21 protein-coding genes are annotated in these 23,404 nt (G+C 47.1%); 18 read left to right on the forward strand and 3 right to left on the reverse strand.

Going from position 1 to position 23,404, the window contains the following annotated elements:
- The first annotated feature begins 18 nt into the window (after window positions 1–18).
- Complete coding sequence (locus DW835_RS04780; protein WP_118730769.1) at window positions 19–918, forward strand: hypothetical protein; 900 nt, start codon at window positions 19–21, stop codon at window positions 916–918.
- Between the two features lie 193 nt (window positions 919–1,111).
- Here DW835_RS04780 and trxA read toward each other — a convergent pair whose 3' ends face one another.
- Window positions 1,112–1,432, reverse strand: a complete 321-nt coding sequence (gene trxA / locus DW835_RS04785) for a thioredoxin (RefSeq protein ID WP_022312646.1) — start codon at window positions 1,430–1,432, stop codon at window positions 1,112–1,114.
- A 67-nt stretch (window positions 1,433–1,499) separates the two neighbouring features.
- Window positions 1,500–2,144, reverse strand: coding sequence for a tRNA (guanosine(46)-N7)-methyltransferase TrmB (gene trmB, locus DW835_RS04790; protein WP_118730770.1), 645 nt, complete (start codon window positions 2,142–2,144; stop codon window positions 1,500–1,502).
- Between the two features lie 111 nt (window positions 2,145–2,255).
- On the opposite strand from trmB, the gene yfcE reads away from it, so the two are divergent.
- From yfcE to DW835_RS04825, 7 genes are all read left to right on the forward strand, one after another.
- Window positions 2,256–2,804 (forward strand): phosphodiesterase, encoded by a 549-nt coding sequence (yfcE, locus tag DW835_RS04795; RefSeq protein WP_022312648.1) that lies wholly within the window; start codon window positions 2,256–2,258, stop codon window positions 2,802–2,804.
- A 142-nt stretch (window positions 2,805–2,946) separates the two neighbouring features.
- Complete coding sequence (locus tag DW835_RS04800; protein ID WP_182430250.1) at window positions 2,947–4,650, forward strand: D-alanyl-D-alanine carboxypeptidase family protein; 1,704 nt, start codon at window positions 2,947–2,949, stop codon at window positions 4,648–4,650.
- Between the two features lie 151 nt (window positions 4,651–4,801).
- Window positions 4,802–7,729 carry a resistance to Congo red protein gene (locus DW835_RS04805; RefSeq protein ID WP_118730772.1) on the forward strand — a complete coding sequence of 976 codons (2,928 nt, stop codon included), beginning with the start codon at window positions 4,802–4,804 and terminating at the stop codon, window positions 7,727–7,729.
- A gap of 14 nt (window positions 7,730–7,743) precedes the next feature.
- The gene (gene glgB, locus DW835_RS04810; protein WP_118730773.1) at window positions 7,744–9,648 is read left to right on the forward strand and encodes a 1,4-alpha-glucan branching protein GlgB; all 1,905 of its coding nucleotides are present in this window, start codon (window positions 7,744–7,746) and stop codon (window positions 9,646–9,648) included.
- Between the two features lie 260 nt (window positions 9,649–9,908).
- Window positions 9,909–12,785 carry a DUF6240 domain-containing protein gene (locus tag DW835_RS04815; RefSeq protein ID WP_118730774.1) on the forward strand — a complete coding sequence of 959 codons (2,877 nt, stop codon included), beginning with the start codon at window positions 9,909–9,911 and terminating at the stop codon, window positions 12,783–12,785.
- Between the two features lie 13 nt (window positions 12,786–12,798).
- Window positions 12,799–13,923: a flagellin gene (locus DW835_RS04820; protein WP_118730775.1), complete on the forward strand. Its 1,125-nt coding sequence runs from the start codon at window positions 12,799–12,801 to the stop codon at window positions 13,921–13,923.
- Window positions 13,924–13,952: 29 nt separating this feature from the next.
- On the forward strand, window positions 13,953–14,420 hold the full coding sequence (locus DW835_RS04825) for a flagellar protein FliS (protein WP_022312654.1): 468 nt from the start codon (window positions 13,953–13,955) through the stop codon (window positions 14,418–14,420).
- Here the strand turns inward: DW835_RS04825 and DW835_RS04830 are convergent.
- The gene (locus DW835_RS04830) at window positions 14,370–14,666 is read right to left on the reverse strand and encodes a DUF2508 family protein (RefSeq protein WP_118501695.1); all 297 of its coding nucleotides are present in this window, start codon (window positions 14,664–14,666) and stop codon (window positions 14,370–14,372) included. The genes DW835_RS04825 and DW835_RS04830 overlap by 51 nt on opposite strands.
- A gap of 139 nt (window positions 14,667–14,805) precedes the next feature.
- On the opposite strand from DW835_RS04830, the gene DW835_RS04835 reads away from it, so the two are divergent.
- From DW835_RS04835 to DW835_RS04880, 10 genes are all read left to right on the forward strand, one after another.
- Complete coding sequence (locus DW835_RS04835; protein WP_242993440.1) at window positions 14,806–15,078, forward strand: pro-sigmaK processing inhibitor BofA family protein; 273 nt, start codon at window positions 14,806–14,808, stop codon at window positions 15,076–15,078.
- Between the two features lie 299 nt (window positions 15,079–15,377).
- On the forward strand, window positions 15,378–15,908 hold the full coding sequence (locus DW835_RS04840) for an A24 family peptidase (RefSeq protein ID WP_118501697.1): 531 nt from the start codon (window positions 15,378–15,380) through the stop codon (window positions 15,906–15,908).
- Window positions 15,908–16,912 carry a hypothetical protein gene (locus DW835_RS04845; protein ID WP_022312658.1) on the forward strand — a complete coding sequence of 335 codons (1,005 nt, stop codon included), beginning with the start codon at window positions 15,908–15,910 and terminating at the stop codon, window positions 16,910–16,912. Before DW835_RS04840 ends, DW835_RS04845 begins: the two co-directional genes overlap by 1 nt.
- A gap of 16 nt (window positions 16,913–16,928) precedes the next feature.
- Window positions 16,929–18,146 (forward strand): CpaF family protein, encoded by a 1,218-nt coding sequence (locus tag DW835_RS04850; RefSeq protein ID WP_117465299.1) that lies wholly within the window; start codon window positions 16,929–16,931, stop codon window positions 18,144–18,146.
- Window positions 18,112–18,879: a type II secretion system protein F gene (locus DW835_RS04855; protein ID WP_117465300.1), complete on the forward strand. Its 768-nt coding sequence runs from the start codon at window positions 18,112–18,114 to the stop codon at window positions 18,877–18,879. The genes DW835_RS04850 and DW835_RS04855 overlap by 35 nt, the downstream gene beginning before the upstream one ends.
- Before the next feature lie 6 nt (window positions 18,880–18,885).
- On the forward strand, window positions 18,886–20,259 hold the full coding sequence (locus tag DW835_RS04860) for an immunoglobulin-like domain-containing protein (protein ID WP_117465301.1): 1,374 nt from the start codon (window positions 18,886–18,888) through the stop codon (window positions 20,257–20,259).
- 18 nt (window positions 20,260–20,277) lie between these two features.
- Complete coding sequence (locus DW835_RS04865) at window positions 20,278–20,460, forward strand: Flp1 family type IVb pilin (protein WP_022312663.1); 183 nt, start codon at window positions 20,278–20,280, stop codon at window positions 20,458–20,460.
- 12 nt (window positions 20,461–20,472) lie between these two features.
- Complete coding sequence (locus DW835_RS04870) at window positions 20,473–21,984, forward strand: DUF5702 domain-containing protein (protein WP_117465302.1); 1,512 nt, start codon at window positions 20,473–20,475, stop codon at window positions 21,982–21,984.
- Window positions 21,985–22,198: 214 nt separating this feature from the next.
- Entirely contained in the window at window positions 22,199–22,966 is a 768-nt protein-coding gene (locus DW835_RS04875; protein WP_118669509.1) for a hypothetical protein, read from the forward strand.
- An 18-nt stretch (window positions 22,967–22,984) separates the two neighbouring features.
- Window positions 22,985–23,398, forward strand: coding sequence for a hypothetical protein (locus tag DW835_RS04880; RefSeq protein WP_145985573.1), 414 nt, complete (start codon window positions 22,985–22,987; stop codon window positions 23,396–23,398).
- Window positions 23,399–23,404 lie beyond the last annotated feature (6 nt).

Consider the following 23,404-nt stretch of genomic DNA (forward strand, 5'->3'; position numbering starts at 1 on the left):
TACGGAGGAAGCAGAAACATGAATAAACAAACAGCCCATTACCATCTTCCCGGTCTGTTTGAATTCTATGAATTATACAGAATGTTCCTGCCGTTGTTTCGGGAGCACCGGGAATATTTTTACGACTGGTGCGACATCGGTTCCATCTACGGAGCCCCACCGGACTGTATCTGGGGAGGCGGCCGGGTCTCACTGGAGGATCACGACGCAGGAGAAGTGCTGGCACTGTTACAGGAATACGGGATCTCAGCCCGTCTGACCTTCAGCAATTCAAAGCTTATCGAAGAACATCTTTCCGACGGAAAATGCAATGAACTCTGTGCCCTGTTTGCGGAAAATACAACCCCGGAAAACGGCGTGATCGTCCATTCGGAACTGCTGTTACAGTATTTGAAAAGTCATTATCCGCAACTTTATCTGATATCCTCCACCACAAAAGTACTGACGGATTTTGAAGCGTTAAAAAAGGAAACAGACAGAGAAGATTTTCGCTATGTTGTACCGGATTTCCGCCTGAACAAGGCTTATGAAAAATTAAATACGCTGACAGAATCACAGAAAGACAAAGTGGAGTTTTTATGCAATGAGTGCTGCTATTTTGGCTGCAAGGACAGGAAGGAATGCTACGAAGCCGTCAGCCGCAGGAATCTGGGAGAGGAGCCGGATTTTAGTTGTACCTCACCGGGGGCAGAGGAGGGGTATCGTTTTTCCAAAGCTATGAAAAATCCCGGATTTATCAGCGTGGAAGATATTCAGAAGATCTACTTGCCCATGGGATTTTCCAATTATAAGATCGAGGGCCGGGGACTGGGCAGTGCACTGGTTCTGGAATTTTTACTGTACTATATGACGAAGCCGGAGTACCAGCTGCAGGTCAGAGAAGAAATCTATCTGGACACTATGCTGGATCTGTTTTAATTATTTGAGCCACCACCTCATAAATGAGCAAAATCAGCTGCGTAGCAGATGGCGGCAGGGTCGTTGCTGTAGGAACTCTGGAGCAGATCAAGGCAGATGCCGATAGCATTACGGGAAAATATCTGTAAAAAATCAAAAACCCGGATACGGCAGAGGCATCCGCTCACCGTACCCGGGTTTAAAAAACTGATTTTTACAGAATCACCTGCTCCAGCTTCTCACGGAAGTCCGCTTCGGACATGGCGCCGACGAAGTTGGCCACGGGTTGTCCGTCTCTGAAGATCACAAAATTCGGAATGCTTGCCACGCGGTACTTCTGGGCGATGGTCATGTTCTCATCCACATTGATCTTGCCGACCTTTACTTTTCCCTCGTAAGCTTCTGCCAGCTTTGCCACGGTAGGAGCCATCATCTTGCAGGGATTGCACCAGTCTGCGTAGAAATCTACCAGAACGGGCAGAGGGGAGTTCAGAACTTCTTCCTCAAAATTAGCAACGGTAAACGTATATTCCATAAGTATCCTTCCTTTCTGTTATCTGTTGTTGATAGTATCTCAAAAATAAGATTCTATATTCGGGGCCTTATCTGTAAATAATATATTTGCAGATGGGATTGCCAACGGAGGAAAACTTTTCCTCGTATTCGGTCATGACGTTCCCCTCCATCAGCGCGGCATCGTTATGCAGATCGTAGGTGATCACCTGCGCTTTCCATCCGGCGGGCTCCAGTTCCTCTACTGCAAAATCAAACAACGGGCGGTTGTCTGTCTTGAATTCCAGCGTACCCTCTTTTTTCAGGATCACATCATAGCGGGCCAGAAACTGTCTCGAAGGAAGTCTTCTCTTCGCATGACGGTCCTTGGGCCAAGGATCGGAGAAATTCAGATAAATGCGGTCCACTTCACCTTTTCCGAATACCTTATCGATGTCTTCTGCATCCATACGGATGAATTTCAGGTTGGGAAGCTCGTCCTCTTCCATTTTCTGGATCGCGCGGAGCAATACGCTGGAATATTTTTCAATTCCCACATAATTGATCTGCGGATTCTGCTTTGCAAGGGTATTTAAGAAACGTCCTTTTCCCATACCGATCTCAATATGGATCGGATGATCGTTTCCGAAAATCTCATGCCAGGTTCCGGGGCATGCTTCCAGGGTATCTTCCGGTACGACATAGGGACTTTTCGCAATAACTTCCCGGGAACCGGTAATATTTCGTAACCTCATGGTAATCTCAGCCTTTCTTAATAGTAATCTGTATTGTCAATGTACTTTATCTGAGAAAGCTTGTCAAGTCACAGGCCGGGGGATTATACTGGCAGTAGGAGGAGAAAATTTATGAAATGGATGATTGCATCGGATATTCACGGATCGGCATATTACTGTCGAAAACTGTTGGAAGCATATACGGAGGAAGGGGCCGACAGGCTGCTTTTACTGGGGGATATTTTATACCACGGCCCCAGAAATGATCTGCCCAGAGATTATGCGCCCAAGGAAGTGATCGCTTTATTGAACGAGCGGAAAAATGATATCTACTGTGTACGCGGTAATTGCGATACGGAGGTGGATCAGATGGTGCTGGAATTTCCGGTGCTGAGTGATTATTGTGTACTTGCGGAAGGGACGCAGGCAATCTATGCCACCCATGGACATATCTATAATGAGCAGAAACTGCCGCCATTGCATTCCGGAGATATTTTACTGCACGGTCATACTCATGTGCCGAAATGCGTTGTTCATGAGACAGAGCAGTATATCTGCATGAATCCGGGGTCCGTGTCGATTCCAAAGGAAGAAAGCTGGCACGGATACATGATCTGGGAAGGCAAAAATTTTGTGTGGAAAGACTTCGACGGACAGGAACATTTACGGTATTCCGTATAGAGAATGACAGCGTTCGCAGAAGGTCTTAAAAAGAATTAAAAAATAGAGATAAGACTTTGGTTTTTAGGTAAAATGGTGTATGATAAAGAATGCGCATTATCATACACCATTTTATTTTGAAGATATCAGGAAGGATTTATACATGCAGTTTTTCAGGCATTTTTCATATAGAAGTTTTTTAACCAGGGCAGTGATGGGAATCAGCGCTCTCTGCCTTTTTGCATCTCAGGGGCTTAGTGTCTCTGCTGCAACGATCAAAGAAGAGAACATCGCCCGCAATCAGGCACTGGCCATTCAGTCCAATGAAGTGGCAAACTGGCCTACGGGACCGGTAGTCAGCGCAGGATCCGCCATTTTGATGGATGCGGATACCGGAGCGATCCTTTATGCCAAAAATATTCATCAGCAGGAATACCCTGCCAGTACCACCAAAATTCTGACAACATTGATCGCATCCGAGCGCTGCAGCATGGATGAGATCGTGGATTTCTCCTATGATGCGGTACACGATATTGATCCCGGAAGCAACCATATCGCTATTGACCCCGGCGAGCAGCTGACCATGGAGGAATGTCTGAATGCCATTCTGATCCGCTCCGCCAATGAAGTTTCTTTCGCGGTAGCAGAGCATATTTCCGGAACGACCTGGCAGGACTTTGCACCGATCATGAATGAAAGAGCCAAGGAACTGGGGTGTGTTGATTCCAATTTCGTCAATCCCAACGGACTTCCCAATGAGGATCATTACACCAGTGCCTATGACCTGGCGATGATCGGAAGAGCTTTTTTTGCCAACGAAGCGCTGTGTAAAATGACAATGACACATATGTTGCATATTTTGCCGTCGGAACGCCAGCCAGATGATATTATGGAAGTCAACAAGATGGAACTGATCCCCGGCGGTAAATATGCATATCCGTATCTGGTAGGCTGTAAGACCGGTTACACCGATGTTGCCCGCAGTACACTGGTGTCCTGTGCGGAAAAAGACGGCATGAAGCTGATCTGTGTGGTCATGAAAGACGAAAATCCGAATTACTATGAAGATACAATCACTCTGTTTGATTATGGTTTCAGCAATTTTCAGAGAGTGAACATTTCTCAGACAGAGACCAAGTATAATATCGAGAATGCAGGATCTTTTTACAGTGGGAATGATATTTTCGGCAACTCCAAACCGATTCTGGAACTGAACCAGACGGACAGCATCACTTTGCCGAACACCATCACCTTTCAGGATGCGGTGTCCAGTATTTCCTATGATAATACAGAACCAGGACAGGTGGCTGTGATCACTTATACTTACAATGATGTGGTACTGGGAACGGCATCCCTGGACTTTACGGCAGCGGAAAAGGGCAGTAGTGTCTTCCGGGAAAATACGGCAGAGACCACGGAGTCTGCAGAGGAAAGCGGTGCAACCGATGAAACGCAGTCAGGCACAACGACCACAGAGGCAGACAATACAGAGACAACCGAAACAGCAGGAGATAACACCGGAAACAATGGTGGAATTCCAACGGCTGCACAGGAGACATCCCCGGAGGAGGAAAACAGCACTTCCGGCGGTCCTGCGGTTATTTTCATTAATGTGGTAAAAGTATTTTTCTGTATCGTGGGAATTGCGGTATTGATCTTCCTTGCACTGTTATTACGTACGTTTTTCAAGAATTATCATTTTGCCCACCGCAGTACCCGCCTGACCTGGAGATTTAACCGCAGAAGAAATCGTTCCAGATCCCGGTATCGTTCGGTGGATCAGGACCTTCGTAACAGACGCAAAGAAGCAATCCGACAGGCGAAAAAACGTCAAAAACCCAAGAAGTCATCCCACTTTCGCGGGTAGTATTCCGAAGGGGAGATTTCCATACATTTTGCCCAGTTTGATTTTGACATATCAATGGGTACTATGGTACACTGAATAAGAAAAAAGTGGGGTAGTGTACCCGGGGAAATGAGAAGCTTAGGATAAGAAAAGGTTAAGGGAGCGAAATACCTTGGATAAGAGTGAATATAAATTAAGAGCGGAAGAAATCAAAGACTTGATCAGCCGTGGGGAGTATGCGCAGGCTGCGGAGATTGCGGATACCATTGACTGGCGCAGAGTCAAAAGTGTTATGATGCTGTGCACTATCAGTGACCTTTACAAGATCAATCGAAGATACGAGGATGCCAGAGATATGCTGCTTCTGGCATATGAACGCCGTCCGGGAGGAAGGACGATCTGCTATTCTCTGTGCGAACTTTCCATTAAAATGGAAGAGTATGTACAGGCTATCGAGTATTACAAAGAGTTTGTGCAGGTAGCGCCCAAGGATCCCGGCAGATATATTTTGCAGTACAAATTATATGAGGCGCAGGATGTCAGTCTGGAAGAGCGCATTGCTGTTCTGGAAGAACTGAAAAAGAGAGATTACAGAGAAAAATGGGCATATGAGTTGGCTTATCTATATCATAGAGTAGGACTTGCTGCCAGATGTGTAGAGGAATGTGATGAGCTGATCCTTTGGTTTGGCGAGGGCAAATACGTTATCAAGGCAATGGAGCTGAAAATGCTCCATCAGCCGCTAACACCGGAACAGCAGGAAAAATACGATCATCGTTTTGACGCGCCCGGTACGCAGCAGTATTCTCAGAATTATGCGCAGGATCCCGGTTATGGACAGAACGAAACTTATGATCCGAATCAGGGCTATGTGCAAGACGGAAGTTACGACCCGAATCAGGGCTATGCACAGGGCGGAAGTTATGACCCGAACCAGGGCTATGCACAAGACGGAAGTTATGACCCGAACCAGGGCTATGCACAGGATGGAAGTTATGACCCGAATCAGGGCTATGCACAGGATGGAAGTTACGATTCCAATCCGGACAATGTGCAGGAGGGGGCTTATGATCAGGTGATTGATGACACCAGAGTCTATGAACCGATGCAGCCGGTACAGCCCCAGCAGGCACCCGCGCAGCCGGCGGAAGATGATTTCGACATTCATGTGAAGACCATGGATGTGGGACAATATAATACGATCAATCTACAGGCAGAACTGGCAGCAGGCCTGCGGGAGGTACTGAGTGAGGACCATGCGAAGGAGACTTCGGATTCCATTACCCGTTCTATCGTGGCACCCATGATCGATCCCGGGGATTCCGATACGGAGTCTTTGGATTATCCAGAGATCGCAGATGTCAGTGAAGACGATCTGGAGCCGGAGACGGAGCAGATGGAGAGCTCGGAAGTATTCTTTGGGGAGACCGGAGAAATCGGCGATCTGTCACAGGTGCCCCAGGTAGAGACGGAAGAGATTCTGCCGGAAGAGCCTGTTGTTGCAAGAAGAACCGATGTAGTACCGGAGCTATCTGAAGTACAGAAGACACCGGAAGTACAGGAAATCGTGAAGGAACCGGAAACACAGAAAGTACCGGAAGCTCCCGTAGAGCCACCCAAGGAACTGGCCGATGTGCTGGCACAGGAATCCGACGGTCAGATCAGCCTGGTAATGCCGGAGGCAGAGAGCATTGAGAAACAGATCACCGGCCAGATGAATATCGAGGATATTCTGGCAGAGTGGGAACGCAAGAAGAAGGAGAATCTGGAGAAGAGAGAAGAAGAGGTTCGCCAACATGTATTACAGCAGACCGGAGCCATGTTCACGGAGTTTGAGCAGGCGGTAAGAGACGGATTGCTGGAAAAACTGGAAAAAGAAAAAGCTGCGGACACGGCAGATACCGTGGCAGAAGATACAACAGATACCGATGAGGTAGAAGAGCTGGAAGAGATCACGGAAGAGCCTGCCACAGAGGAACCCGTGGAAGAACTGACGGAGGCTGCTCCTGCAGAGGAAGCGGAACAAGAGCCTGTAGAAGAGCTTCCGGAAGAGGATACTGTAGAAGAACTCGCGGAAGAACCTGCATATGAGCCGGAAGCAGAAGAATTTGAGGAACCTGCGGAACCGGAAGCAGAAATCTATGAGCAGGAAGAAATCGTAGACGAGGAACAGGCAGAACCGGAAGAAGCAATGGATGACGAGCCTGTAGAGGAGCCCACGGCGGAAGCAGTAGAATCGGTAGATGAGGAAACAGCCAGCGAAGAGATAGAACTGACGGCTGAGGAAACGCCGGAAGCCGGGGAAGCACCGGAACAGCCGGAGCGCCCCGCAGTAGAGCGAGACAAAGCAAAGGTTCGTGCGCTTACCAGAGAAGAGAGAGAGCTGTATGCACCCTTTATCCAGAGCAGATCTGCCAGAGAGCAGTTAGTCAAGGCCATTGATAATATCAGTCTGGCAGCCTACACCGGCAACGTGATCATCACTGGAGAAGAGGGTATGGATACCTTATCTCTGGCGAAGAACATGGTTCGCGAAATTCAGGCAACCGACAGCAATTTCTCCGGAAAAGTGGCAAAGATCTCTGGACATGCATTGAATAAAAAGGATACTGCAGATACCTTATCCAAGCTGAAAAACGGCGCGCTGATCATCTGCAAGGCATCCGAAATGAACGATGCTACGGCAAATGTACTTCACAAGGCATTGCAGCAGGAGAGTCAGGGAATCGTAATTATTCTGGAAGATACGAAGAGGGATATTGATAAATTCCTCGAGAAACATGAAAAATTGAGAGAGTGCTTTACCGCACGAATGGATGTGGAAGCCCTCAGCAATAACACACTGGTGGCATTCGGCAAACAGTATGCACGGGAGATGGAATACTCTATTGACGAACTCGGAGAGCTGGCGTTACATACCAGAATCGAAGATATGCAGACGATAGATCATGTGGTTACGGTAGTGGATGTAAAGCAGATCGTGGATGAAGCGATCGCTCATGCAAATAAAAAGACATTGAAGCATTTCTTCGATGTCCTGTTTGCCAAGAGATATGACGATGAGGATATGATCATCCTCACCGAGAAAGACTTTGTATAGCGGGAGGCGCGGTCATGACGAAGGAGAAGGTATTTATTTCCGAAGCAGATCAGTATCTTTTTGCCCAGGGGACCCATTATGATATTTACAAAAAACTGGGTGCACATCTGTCGGTGGAAGACGGCGTGCAGGGAGTCTATTTCGGAGTATGGGCACCAAATGCAGCACAGGTGAATGTCATTGGCACATTCAATGAATGGAATGAGGAATCCCATCCCATGCAGAAGCTGGGAGAAGGCGGTATCTGGGGGCTGTTCATTCCCGGCGTGGAAGAGGGAACGATGTATAAGTTCCTGATCTATGCAAGGGATGGCAGAAAGCTCTACAAAGCAGATCCTTTTGCCAATTATGCGGAGTACCGGCCGGGTACGGCATCTATCGTCACCGATATTACAGGCTTTGACTGGAGAGATTCCAAGTGGATGGAAGCCCGGGACAAAAAGGATATGAATAAAGAGCCTATGGCGATCTACGAATGCCATATCGGTTCTTTTATGAAGCATCCTAACAACGGTACCGCCGAAGGATTCTACAATTACCGGGAGTTTGCGGACCGGATCATAGAATATCTGAAGGAGATGAAGTATACCCATGTAGAACTGATGGGTATTGCAGAGCATCCGTTTGACGGTTCCTGGGGATATCAGGTGACCGGCTACTATGCACCGACTTCCCGTTACGGAGCGCCGAAAGATTTCATGTACCTGATCAACGAACTGCACAAGGCCGGAGTCGGCGTGATTCTGGACTGGGTACCTGCGCATTTTGCAACTGATGCCCATGGCTTGGCTGAATTTGACGGTCAGTGCATTTTTGAACATCCCGATCCCCGTCTGGGAGAGCATCCCGAATGGGGAACCAAAATCTTCAATTACGGCAAAAATGAAGTAAAGAACTTCCTGGTAGCCAATGCCTTGTTCTGGCTCAGAGAGTTCCATGTGGACGGCATCCGTGTAGATGCGGTGGCATCCATGCTATATCTGGATTATGGTAAAAAAGAAGGTGAGTGGCTGCCGAATAAATTCGGTGGCAACAAGAATCTGGAGGCCATTGAGTTCTTCCACCATCTGAATTCTGTCATCCGTGGAACGTATCCCGGATTTGTGACAATTGCCGAGGAATCCACGGCGTGGCCGAATGTGACCAGCGATATCGGAGGCGAGGGATTAGGCTTCTCCTTTAAATGGAATATGGGCTGGATGCATGATTTCTGTGAATACATGAAGCTGGATCCTCTGTATCGTAAGGGCAATCATTACGCTATGACCTTTGCCATGAGCTACAATGACAGTGAGAACTACATTCTGCCCTTGTCTCATGACGAAGTGGTACATCTGAAGTGTTCCATGGTAAATAAGATGCCAGGTTATACTGCGGATAAATACGCAAATCTGCGTGTGGGCTATACCTACATGTTCGGACATTCCGGCAAAAAGCTGCTGTTCATGGGACAGGATTTCGGACAGGAGCGTGAGTGGAGTGAAGAGCGCGAACTGGACTGGTATCTGTTAGGTGAGAAGCTGAATCAGGGCGTACATACCTATGTAAAGGAATTGTTGGAACTGTACCGCAAGTATCCTGCAATGTATGAGATCGACAATACCTGGGACGGTTTCGAGTGGATGAATGCGGATGATGCAGAACACAGCACCTATTGCTTTGTGAGAAAATGTTCCAGCAGCAAGAACAATCTGCTGTTTGTATTGAATATGACTCCGATGAAATGGGAGAATTATACCGTACCCGTGCCGAAAAAGAAGAAATATAAGCTGCTGCTCAACAGCGATGAGGAGCGTTTCGGCGGCTGGGGCAATGAAATTCCCGCAGAGATCATGGCAGAGAAAAAGCCTTACCATTACAAGGATTATTCTATCAGCTTTGATCTGCCCCCTTACGGAGCTGCTGTATTTCTGTTCTAAGTCCGGTTAAGAAATTATAAGAAACGACCGAAATAAAAGATGAGTGTGACCCAAAGGTGCACTCATCTTTTTTCTTAACTATTCAGAGACATGTAAATATCACTAAGGCCTCTTTGAATGCTTGCATTCGTAAGAGGATTTAGTGATATTTATAGGGCGATATAGCCTCAATGGGCAAAAGGAAAGCTCTGAAAGAGCGATTTTGCGAATGAGTCTCTGAATAGTTATTTCAAGAGTTATTACCAGGAAGGACGACAAGCGTGAAGATAACATTTCAGAATCAGACGGTAACTGATACAGAAAATAGAACAGAAAGTATCCAGACGGAGAAAAATACCTGGGGCAGAGATAAGATACAGCGCAATAAAAAAAGTGTGAATGCAAATACTTTTGGAGCCGTATACGAGAGTGGGCAGATCCCAATGCCTGTGGGAAATGAAGAGAATAATAAGGGAAAATCCCTGATTGAACTGCAGCAGGATGCCGGGAACACCAATGTGGCATTACAGCAGGATTACATGACACTACTGTCACATACTATGTCCCAGGAGGATTATGCGAAGGCTTGTGAGGACGGATTTGACCCCAGAGAACTGGATCAGGATACCGCAGTTACCATCGTGGACAGGATCAAAGCAGAACTGGTGCGTTCCGGACAGAACATTGCCGGATACACGGACGACATAGATCTGGACACCCTGGCGGCAGCTGTGGGCAGCGATACACTGGCACAAAGTATTGAAGAACAGTTCCGGACAACGGATATACCTCTGACTCCTGAAAATGTAGATGAATTAAAAACCGCCTGGGAGTTGGCATCTTCTCTGCAGCAGCCCAAGGAAGGCGAGGTCGGGTATCTTGTAGATAATGGATTGGAGCCGGAGATCTGGAACTTGTATGTGGCAGAGAACAGCGGTGCGAAAGTACAGCAGAATACCGTACCGCAGGAATTGCAGGACCAGATGGATAAGGTGATCACGGATGCCGGCCTGCCGGTCAATGATGAGAACCGCCAGAAAGCGCAGTGGCTGGTGGGAGCAGGTTTGCCGCTGACAACGGATACCTTGCAGCAGCTGGCAGAACTGGATACGATTGACTATCCCGTCAGTGAGGATGCTTTTGCACAGGCAGCAGCATCGGCACTCGCGGAGGGGAAATCCCCTGTTCATGCGAATCTGGCACGGCAGGAAAATATATACGAGAAAGCCACAGAAATGGTACAGGACTGGTTCTCGGATGCAAAATGGGATGTCACGGCGGAGAATCTGGCGGCCAGAAAACAACTGGAAGAGATCCGGCTGCGCATGACAGCGGAAGTGAATGTGAAACTCTTACAGAGTGATTTTTCCATTGATACGGCCCCTATGGAGCAGCTGATCGAAGCACTGCGTAGAGCGGAGGCAGAAGTTGCGGATAAGTATTTCCCCAACGATGCGGATGCCGTGGCAAAATATGAGACCTATACACAGACCGTACAGGTGACAAACGAACTGCCGGGACTGCCGGTCAGCGTGTTGGGACCCTATAGCCTGAAACAGAAAGTTTCGCAGGAGACCGTGGCAGAATTTCACAGCGAAGGTAAGGCGTTGCAGACGGCCTATACAGAAGCAAATGAACGTTATGAGACACTGATGACAGCCCCCAGAAGAGATCTGGGGGACAGCATCCGCAAGGCATTTTCCAATGTAGATGACATTCTGACAGATATGTCATTGGATAAAACATTGGAGAACCAGCGGGCGGTCCGCATCCTCGCGTATAACCGGATGGAGATTACTGCAGAAAATATCGAAAGAGTCAAAGAAGCAGACAAACAGGTCACTGCAGTGATTGAGAAACTGACACCGAAGAATGTATTGCAGATGATCCGGGACGGCGTAAATCCGTTGGAGAAGACTTTTGGGGAACTGGAGTCCTATTTTGCCGAAAATCCTCAGAGTTATGAGGAAGAGGCGGAGGACTACAGCCGTTTCCTGTATCAGCTGGAACAAAAGAAAGATATCACGGAGAATGAGCGGAAAGCTTATATCGGTATCTATCGTATGGTACACCAGATTGAGAGAGAAGATGGTGCCGCAGTAGGCGCGGTGGTAAATATCGGCGCAGAATTGCAATTTTCCACACTCCTGGCAGCTTCCAGGAGCAGAAGAACCTCCCATATGGACTGGAAAGTGTCGGATGATACCGGACTGACACAGGAAGTACGTTTATCGGAGAACAATATTTCAGAGCAGATTTCTGTAGGGATGGCAAAAGAAATATTGACAGATGTGTCAGAAGACACTGAGAGCAGAGACGCATATTATCAGGAATGTCTGCAGCAGATGCGGGAAGCGGTAGAGACCGAACCGGGAGCAGCACAAATGTTGGAAAGGGGAGAGGTAAATACCAGTAGTTCTAACCTGCTGGCAGCTCAGGCTCTGCTGGAGGATCCGGCGGAACTGTTCAGCGACCTGCAACGCTATCGTAAGAAATACAACAAAGAGAAAGAAATACCTGTGGCGGCAACCGGAGAGGAGCCTGCCGGAACAGAAGCCTCCGGATTGTGGGAAAAGCTGGATCAGCCGAATTTTGCAGATGATTACCGGATCATGCTTCAGGATGCTTTACAGGAGACAGAGACGATCAGTCTGGAACAGGCAGAGAGCCATCTGGATGTGAAACAGTTACAGCTGGTACACAAACAGCTGCGCCTTGCAGGAAATCTTCAGAACAGGCAGGAATATTTCCTACCGATGTATCTGGGAGACCAGCTGGCAGGAGTGCACCTTACCCTACAGCAGGGAACCGGAGAGACCTCGGCTGTGGATATCCGGGTAGATGCGGGAGACGAACAGCTGGAAGCGCATTTACAGGTCAACGGAGAACACATCGAAGGTTATCTCGTAGGAAATACCCCGGAAGAGGTTACGAAACTGGAAAAGACCTCCGATATATTCCTTGAATGGATTCAGACAGATACCTCTGCAGACTGGAAAGCGGAAAAGCTTTCTGTTGTCAGCTCCCGGGATATGACAAGGATGGCTGCCGGTGAGACGCAAAATGCAGAAACAATAGAGAGCCGGGCAGATGCGGCGCAACTGTACCGCCTGGCAAAAGGATTCCTGCAGGCTGTCGCAGACAGCAGCGGAAAGTAAGGAGTAACAACACATGAGAATTAATTACAATGTATCGGCAATGTTATCCAACAATGCCTTATCTACCAATGATGACCTGCTGTCCAAATCATTAGAGAGACTTTCTTCCGGATTAAAGATCAATCATGCAAAGGATAATCCGGCAGGACTGGCAATGTCCAAACGTATGAATGCCCAGATCGAGGGCCTGTCCGTGGCAAACCAGAATGCCAGCGACGGCGTATCCATTATCGAGATTGCAGATGGCGCCATGACCGAGATCAGTGAGATGCTGCAGCGAATCAATGAGCTCTCCGTCAAGGCTGCGAACGGTACCATGTCGGATACTGACCGTGCAACGGTACAGGATGAAGTAAAGCAACTGAAAGAGGAAATCACCAGAATTTCTGACGTAACAGAGTTCAACGGACAGAAACTGCTGAATGGGGAGTACGATCTGAAGGGATATACCAACAAGCAGGAAGTTAAGGTGAACTACTATTCTACCGATGTGCCGGTAAAAGAATATACCATAAAGTCTATACCGCTGACAAAGGATGCGGACGGCAATATTGTGCTAGACGGAGATGTGACGTTCGGAGATGGTTTCCCGGATGCGAAGACACTGAAGACTGAACTGAAGGATGATCTTTTGACTATCACCGGAGAAAACGGATTTGAGATGCGACTTGATGTGAGCGGAACTTTGAATGGAGCACAGACAGGAACAACGGTTAAGGATCTAAAGATCAATGCCACAGGTATCGGCGCTATGCGTTTACAGATCGGAGCTAATGAGCATCAGGTGCTGGAAGTAAATATTCCGGCTGTTTCCCTGCAAAATATGGGAATTGAGAATGTTGATGTCAGCACTGCAGAAGGTGCGGACGATGCCATTGATCGCGTAGACGGCGCCATCAAATATGTATCTTCCGTTCGCGGCAGACTGGGGGCATTCCAGAACCGTCTGGAATCTACGATCAACAGTCTGGATATTACCAGCGAAAATATGACTTCCGCATATTCCCGTATCATGGATGTAGATATGGCGGAAGAAATGACTTCTTATACGACTTATCAGATCCTGGCACAGGCAGGAACCTCCATGCTGGCACAGGCCAACGAGAGACCGTCTCAGGTACTGCAGTTGTTACAGTAGGAAAGTTCTGAATAAGAGGGCATGGCAGAATGACAAAAGAATGCAAACAACAATTTACACTTCGGATTACACAGGCGAATTCCACGCAGTTGATCGTGATCCTGTATGAAATGACCTTACAATATCTGGCAGACGGAGAGCAGGCAGTAGATGATGCCGGACTGGTGGAAGCTGTTCATAGAGCCAGGGGATGTATCAAAGAGCTCCTGAACTCTCTGCACAGAGAATACAGCCCGGCAGGAGAGCTTTCCAGACTGTACCTGTTCTGCCTTCGCAGACTTGCTGTATGTGAAGTCCGCAGAGACCGCACAATATTGGAAGAGATTCGCAAAGTGATCGCACCTCTCTGCGATGCGTACAGGCAGATCCAGGATCAGGATACTTCCGGCCCGGTGATGAACAATTCTCAGACAGTATATGCCGGACTGACTTACGGCAGGAACCAGTTAACCGAAAACATGGCTGACCAGGGCACGAATCGGGGAATGCTGGTATAGTGACTTTTCCTGTCTCACAGGCTGCGTGGAAGCTAGCTCGGTGAGATGCTGATACCTTTTTTGCAACGCATTGATCTCATAGATGTAACTGTCAATGAGATCACTTTCCAAAGCATTATCGAAACCCGCATAGGCGATTTCCAACGCCTGGCGGGTTTTTCTTATGGATTCTTTCAGATCTATGGGAGAGAAATCCTCTTCAATGATTTCCGGGGAGGCATCTGCCTGACTAAAAAAGATTTTCATAACATTAACCGTCCTTTCTGCTAACAGTATAGGAACAAAAAAGGAAAAATATACCTGACATGGAGGAAAACGGAAGACATTTTTACACGGAAAGAGGAATAGATTAGGATAAAGAATTGTCGGGAATGCGAGAACAACAGTGGAACATCCGGAAAATTTATTATGGCTGATAGCAGTGGCGGCATTATTGCTGCTCATAAGCTTTTTGGGGAAAAAGGCAGAGTGGCTCCTCAATTTTGCATTGCGGGGCATTATGGGAACCATTGCCATTTATTTTATTAATATGGGTGTGACTTTCCTTGGATTTACTACAGTGGTTGGAATCAATGCAGTAAGTATTTTGACAACGGGAATCCTTGGAATTCCGGGCATTGTGATGCTGTACGGACTAAGTATTTATGAAATATTATAAAAAGGTGTTTTGACATACGGAAAGCGTGTAAAATAGCGTATTTCAGGATGACTGAAAATTTGAGAAACAATTCTGTTTGTTAAAATGTACTAAAGTTTATCTTTTTACGAAAAAGGTATTGCCAGACGGAAAGTGAGCATTTATAATTCATCTTACAACCAATCGCGATGGTTGTTCAGAGCATCTTATAAGATCTTTTAGAATTTCTATTTTGGGATAGATTCATCCCGCATTACCAGAAGACTGATTTTGAATAGTTGGGAGGAAGGTGACGACAGGACTATACGCAGGAAAATAATGTGAAATCAGGAGAAGGAGATGAGATATTTGGGGTATTATGTATACTTTTGGCAATAGCTTGCTGTTTTGATTACAAAACGCACAGGATACCCAATTGGCTGATCGTATGCTGCATGTTTGCAGGCCTGGGGTATCGGTTGATCAGCGGCGGGTACAAAGGCGTTTTGGAATATCTGGCAAGTGCATTACTGACAACGATATTACTTTATTTTGTTTTTTGGATCGGAGCCATAGGAGCCGGTGATGTTAAGATGTTGGGAGTCTGTGCCGGTTTTTTTCCCTGGAATAAAGTACTTTATTTTCTGTTTTTCGCGCTCATGATTGCAGCAGTAATTGCACTTTTCAAAATGTATCTGGAACGCAATATGAAAGACCGTTTGTACTATTTGGGAGAGTACTTATGGGACGTATTCCGGTGTGGAAGATGGAAACTTTATTTTGCCGGAGAACGGGAAGGTGCCGGAGCAGGGATTTGCATGGCGGGACCGGTGTTCTGCAGTGCATTGATGTATATGGGAGGAATGTATTGATGGAACAAAAGGAACCGGTTCTGGTTCTGTATGACCGGGAGGAAGAATACGCGCGGCTTTTTTCAGAATACCTGAAGAGGCAAAAGGAATTGCCCTGGCAGATCCATACTTATACCAGGGCGGAAGAACTGTTGGCGGGAGAGAAAAGCGGGGAGGTAACAATGCTGGTGGTGGCAGAATCCTCCTGTGAGGAGGCATTGAACACATTACAGCCGACATGTCAGGCAATTTTAAATGAGAGCGGAACTCTCCGCTTTCATCAGTTTCCCAATATTAACAAATATCAGGAAGCGGGACAGGTGTGGAAGGAACTGTTGGCGTTGTATGTAGAGACGACGGGGATACGGATGCCGCTGTTATGTGCGGAATATAAGACCCGTTTTATCGGAATGTACTCTCCGGTTCACAGATGCCTTCAAAGTACGTTCGCATTGTCTTTCGCACAGCTGATGGCAGAAAAACATCCCACGCTGTATCTGAATTTCGAACATTATGTGGGGATCATAGAATTGCTTCCGGAGAGACAGGACCGGGATCTGGCAGATCTGCTCTATTTTTTAGCAGGAGATGAAGGAAAATTTCCTCTTCGCATGCAGACGGTCATTCAGAGAAAAGGCAATCTGGATTATATTCCACCCATGCGGAACGGACAGAACCTGTTGGGGATCACCTGGGAAGAATGGAGAAGTCTGTTCCAGAGGATCGAGGAGCTGGGGAAATACGAATATGTCATTCTGGATCTGAGTGAAAGCATACAGGGGCTGTTGGATGTTCTGCAGATGTGTATCAAAGTATTTACGCTGACCAGAGAGGACAAGATGTCACAGTGTAAACTGGATCAATATGAACAGCTATTGTCACTATGCGAGAAAGAGGAAGTAAAGGGGAAGACCAGAAAGCTGAATCTGCCATACTTTCAGCGACTTCCCGTGGAAATGGAACAGTATACCAGAGGGGAACTGGCAGATTATGTGAGAAAAGAAATAGAGACATTGGAAGAGTAGAATAGGAGAAGGACAAATGGATTATTTAGAGCAGAGAAGAAAACTTCGTCAGATGGTACAGGAAAGACTGGATTATGGAAGAGATTATACGGATGAAGAAGTGGAGGATACGATCGATGAAGTACTGATGGAGCAGGAAAGTCTGGAGTTATGCCCGGTAGAATTGCGGAGACGTCTGCGTAAGGAATTGTTTGATTCCCTGAGAAGACTGGATATTCTGCAGATTTTTGTGGAGGACAGCTCCGTTACAGAGATCATGATCAACGGCATGGATCACATTTTTGTAGAACAGGATGGACAACTGCGGGAACTGGATCGAGCCTTTGATTCCGTGGAAAAATTACAGGATGTCATTCAGCAGATTGTGGCGGGGTGTAATCGCGTGGTCAATGAAGCGTCACCCATCGTAGATGCCCGGTTGAATAATGGCTCCAGAGTAAATATTGTCATGAATCCCATTGCTCTGAATGGTCCGATCGTCACGATCCGGAGATTCCCGGACAAGCCTGTCACCATGCAGAAGCTGATCGGTCTGGAAACCATTTCGCTGGAGGCAGCCCAGTTCCTGGAGACACTGGTGAAGGCGGGCTACAACATTTTTGTCAGTGGAGGAACGGGAAGCGGCAAGACAACATTCCTAAATGTTCTGTCCGGCTATATTTCGGCGGAAGAGCGGGTGATCACCATAGAAGACAGTGCGGAACTACAGCTGCAGGGTCTTCCGAATCTGGTTCGTTTAGAGACTCGTAACGGCAATACCGAAGGATGCAGAGAAATCGGAATCCGGGAACTGATCCGTTCGTCTCTGCGGATGCGGCCGGACCGGATCATTGTAGGAGAGGTCCGGGGACCGGAGGCTATCGATATGCTGCAATGCATGAACACCGGCCATGATGGGAGTATGTCCACCGGGCATGCCAACAGTGCCACGGATATGCTGGCAAGACTGGAAAATATGGTCCTGATGGGAATGGATCTTCCGCTGACGGCTATTCGCAACCAGATCGCCTCGGGAGTGGATGTTATTGTACATCTGGGGCGGATCCGTGATAAGAGTAGACGTGTCCTGGAGATCACGGAGGTAGTAGGTTGTGAGAATGGAGAAATACGCCTGAATCCTTTGTATCAGTTTGAAGAGCTGGGGGAAAACAGTGAAGGAAAAGTGGTCGGCAGGCTGCGGAGAAAAGGAGAATTACTTCATGAAGGAAAGCTTAAGGCAGCAGGATTATCATAAGGTTTTTCAGAAGCGGGGAGATTGCATACGGCTGCTGGCACAGACATCAGGGGTAGTTATATTTTTTGCCTGGTTTTTCTATCGCTCTATCTGGGCGGTTCCGCTATTGTTCCCTCTGGGGATTCTCTATTTTCGCAGGTGCGTCAACAGACAGTGTCGGAAGAACAGACAGGAACTGACCATGCAATTCAAGGAATGCATCTTGTCTGTGGCAAATTCTCTGAGAAGCGGATATGCGTTGGAAAATGCTTTTCTGGAAAGCCGGGAGGATATACGAATGTTGTATGGTGAACATTCCGCCATGTACCGGGAACTGGAACTGATCCGCAGAGGAATGATACTGAATATCACGCTGGAAGAGTTGATCAGTGATCTGGCAGACCGGAGTGGCATTGAGGAAATTGAGCAATTTTCCGCTATTTTGAACATTGCCAAGAGAGGCGGTGGAAATGTCACGCAGATCATACGGACTACAGCAGAGGTGATCAGTAATAAAGTGGAAACCATGCAGGAGATGCTGACCATGTTACAGGGGAGAAGACTGGAACAGAACGTGATGGAGATCATGCCGTTTGGAATTTCTCTCTATATCGCAGCCGCTTATCCGGGATATTTTGGAACGCTCTACCATAATGGAATGGGTATCATAGTGATGACACTCTGCCTTGCAGTCTATGCAGGAGCATATCTGCTGGGTGAGAAGATACTGGATCAGATCGAGGAGGAACTGTAGAAAGAGATGATAGGTAAGAAAGGCATCCTGCGTTTTTTCTATAAGGTGACGATGGTCTGCTATAAAAAGCTACATTTGTGGAGAATTCCGATACCTGGAAGAGATAAGGTGCAAGCGGATCTGAATCGTATGCACCCGGGAGAAAATCCGCAGGAGTGTGTGACAGACTATTATGTGACAAAGCTGACACTTTCTGCAGTCATACTGATCGCTGGGATAATGCTTGCCATTACAATGCATTACAGCAGTCGGGAAAGTCATATCCTGCAGAATCAATGGGTGTATCGGGGATCTGGGGAAGAGGGCAGTCGGGAATACAGCATCACCGGACAGGTGGAGGACGGCGAGAGATATTCTTTCCAGATGGAAGTGATGCCTCGCAAGTATAGCCAAAGCGAATTGGAGAATTTGTACGAGCAGTTTGGGAGAGAACTGCCTCAGTTGATCCTGGAGAAAAATGATTCTCCCGATGAGATCAGAGAGAATCTGGATTTATCGGAAACGTATGAAGGATACCCGTTTCTGGTGAACTGGAAAAGCAATTCTACGGAAGCTGTTGAAGAGAATGGACAGATACATCCCGGGCAGGAGGATGTGCCTGTATTGTTGAGAGCGGAGATACAATACGGGGAATTTGTCAGAGAGACAACGGTTAAGGTAACAGTCGTAAAAAGGAATGAGACCCCACAGGAAAGAGAGAAAAGCAAGTTGTCGGAATTACTGCAGCGGGCGCAGGAGGAAGATCCGGAAAGTGAAAAAATCCAGCTGCCCACAGAAATTGAGGGCAGAAAAATTTCCTGGGAAGAAGATATTCCGGAGACTGGATGGAAGATTCTGGCGGGGGCTCTGTTGTTGGCGGCGGCAGTCTTTTTCTTCCAGGACAAAGACCTGCATGATCTGGTGGAGAAGAAAAAGCGGGAGGAACGTAGAAGCTATCCGGAAATCCTGCAAAAGCTGACACTGTATCTGGAAGCGGGATTGACGGTCCGGTCTGCGTTTTGCCGGGTTGCAGAAGATTACGAGAAGGAAAGAAAACGAGGGGGACGTTGCCGGGAAGCTTACGAGGAAATGCTGATAGCAACCCGGGAGATACATATGGGAGTGCCGGAAGGGGCAGCATATGAGAACTTTGGGAAAAGGACAGGAGTCAGGGAATATGTCCGTTTAAGCACATTCCTGACGCAAAATCTGAAAAAGGGCAGTTCTACGCTTTTACAGCAATTAAAGGAAGAGTCTGTCCAGGCGGAAGAACTGCGGATACAGAATGCCAGAAAACTCAGTGAGGAAGCGGCGACAAAACTGCTCCTGCCTATGGTGATGCTGCTGGTGGTAGTAATGGTAATGATCATGGTGCCTGCATTTTCGAATGCGGGAATATAAGAAAAGGAAGGTATGGTTATGGGAAACAACAAATTAAAATCATTTCGACAGTTTCTGACAGAAGAAGACGGAATGGGTACAGTGGAAGTAATACTAATCATTGTGGTACTGGTAGGGTTGGTCATTATTTTTAAAGAGAAGATCACGGAAGTTGTCAATTCCATTTTCACAAAGATTACAAATCAGACCAAAAAGATATAAGGAAAATACGTTATGACATCCGTGAAAAAGGTAACCCCGGGTGGTTATATGACGGTATATCTGGCATTGACGGTGACAGTGATTATGGCCCTGTGTCTTGCTTTGATCGAGGGCTGTCGGTATCGGGGAATCTCACTGGAAACAGAATGCGTCATGGATATCGGAATGGATAGTATCCTGGCTGAATATCATAGAGAACTGCAGAAACAGTACAATCTGTTTGCCATAGACTGCTCTTACGGGACAGAAAGTGCTTCGACAAAGCTGACGGAGAGTCATTTGCTGGAGTATATGAACCGTAATTTTTCTCTGGAGGATGTGTTTCTCGAAAAACTGTTGTACCGGGATTTTTTTGCTGTTCAGGCAGAAGAAGCACAAGCTGTGAAAGCGGCATTTCTGACGGATGGTGAGGGAGAAGTCTTTCGGCGGGTTGCTGTCGATGCCATAGAGGATACGGTGGGAATCGGACTCTTACAGCAACTGACGGACTGGCTGCAGGTCATAGAATCCCGTGGACTGGAGCAACAGGATATTGCTGGACAAAAACAGCAGATCGATGCACAGATTCAGGAATATGACGGGAAGGAGACCACGGAAGGAAAAACCGTTCATATAGAGAATCCTACCGCAGCCCTGGAAGAGAAAAGAAATAAAGGTCTGTTAAAGCTGGTAACAGAGGAAGACAATATCTCCTCCCGCAGGATAGAAACAGAGTCCCTATTGGAGACGCGGATGGAGCGAGGAGAAATAAACTGCGGAAATCTGGTGCCGGGGACCGCAGAAAATTATGAAGAATGGGAAGCGTTAAAACAAAAAGTTTTTTTCCATGAGTATCTGTTGCGGTATCTTGGGCGGTATGGCCAGGAGAAACAGGACAGCCCCCTATGGTATCAGACAGAATATGTCATTGTAGGCAAGGATAATGATACTGACAATCTGAAGGGAATAGTGAACCGAATATTTGTTATCAGAGAAGCTGCAAATACCATGTATCTGACCGGTAGTGAGGAAAAACGGGCAATAGCGGAGCTATTGGGAGAGGCACTTGCAGCGGCAATGATGGTTCCGGAGATTGGAGAGTTGCTTGCGGCGACACTGATCCTGGGATGGGCTTTTGCAGAAAGTGTTTATGATGTAAAGGAACTTCTTGCCGGGGAAAAGATTCCCCTGTTAAAAACAGATGCTACCTGGCATTACGGACTTTCTTCCGCATTACAGGGAGAATTGCCCGGGACTTCCGAAGAGGATGCCTCCGGTTCCGATTCACCGGGAATGGGATATGAAGATTATCTGAGAATATTTTTGCTGCTCTGTGAGGAAAAGTCTGTTACCTGCCGGGCTATGGACGTGGTGGAAATGGATATTCGAAATACTCCGGGAAACAGAGCATTCCGACTGGATACCTGCATTGTGGAAATTGCAATGAATGTGAAAGTAAAAAGCAAATATGGCTATTCTTTTGAGATCGAGAGACAGAAATCTTATATAGGATCTTTAGAGGCAATAGAAAATACTGGTAATTAGGAAGACGAGCCGGGAAGGGAGGTGAGCAGCGATGTCCTCTTTATGCAAGTACAGCTTTATAACTATTAACAAGAATGATTCAAGTCCTACTCCGACTTTAAGAAAAACTCTTAACCCATGTAACGATTTACTCCCCGTAAAATTCCTACAGACAGCAAACTTCATAAAGAGGATATCACTGCTTATACTCCCGCGAACGCCGGTGAAGGCAAGTATGACGGTGGAAACAGCACTGGTTTTGCCGTTGTTTTGCTTTTTTATGATCCATATGGGAAGCGCTATAGAAATGATGCGTTTGCATGGAAACCTGGAAGTAGCATTGTGGGATGCCGGCAGACAGGTGGGAATCTATGGCGGAATACTGAATGCAGGAGATGCCGGAGAGAAAGAGGATAACGATGACAGGTTGGGAACAGTGGCTGTTTCCTATACCTATGTTAAAAATCAGATCTGCAATCAGCTGGGAGAAGAATATCTGGAGCAGTCGCCATTAGAACAGGGGGCAGACAGCCTGCAATTTCTGGAGAGCAGCACAAAGAATGATATCTGTGAGATTGTAGTCACCTATGGGATCAGTCCGCTCACGGAGGTTTTGGGATTTCGAAAATTCCGTATGGCGAACCGATACTATGGTCATTTGTGGAACGGCTATGCGATTTCGGGGACTGAGAATGATGAAGAATATGTCTATGTAACGGAAGATTCAGAAGTATATCATAGAAGCAGAGAATGTACACATCTGAGATTGTCGGTTCGACGGGTGGAAGCAGCGGAAATTCCTAAGGGTTATCATCCCTGTGAGAAGTGTATGGTACAGAAAAAAGATGCCGCTGCCCCGGAAGAGAATGGCTACTATATTTGCTCGGAGGGTGAATGTTATCACAGAAGGCGGGACTGCCCCGGGCTTAAGAGAACCATATATTGCATTGCCAGGAAAGATGTGGACGGGTACAGAGAATGCAGTAGATGCGGAAGAATATAAAACGGGAGAATGGTGAAGATGGAGTTGTGGGAAAATGTGATACTGACCGGCTATCTGCTATGGGGCAGCTGGTATGATATCCGGAAGAGAGCGGTTCCGGTGGGGGTATTGTTCCTGGGCGGAGTACTGGCTGTTATGGTTATTGTCTGGAAAGGCTTTGAATGCAGCAGGCTTGTCGCACTACTTCCCGGAATTCTGCTGTTGCTTTTGTCAAAGGCAACAAAGGAAATCGGTGAGGCGGATGGTATCGTACTGGCGCTGACCGGTTTTATAAGCAGAGATAAAAATATTCTTCTTATCTTAGGCATAAGCCTTCTGTATATCTTTCTTTATGCAATGATCCTGTTTTGTAGAAAGCGGAATCGCAGCCTGCAGATCCCATATCTTCCCTTTTTACTGGCAGCATATATAACGGCATGGATGACAGGATGATTGGAG

The organism is Clostridium sp. AM34-9AC, from assembly GCF_003480225.1.
Classification (GTDB): Bacteria; Bacillota; Clostridia; order Lachnospirales; family Lachnospiraceae; genus Acetatifactor; species Acetatifactor acetigignens.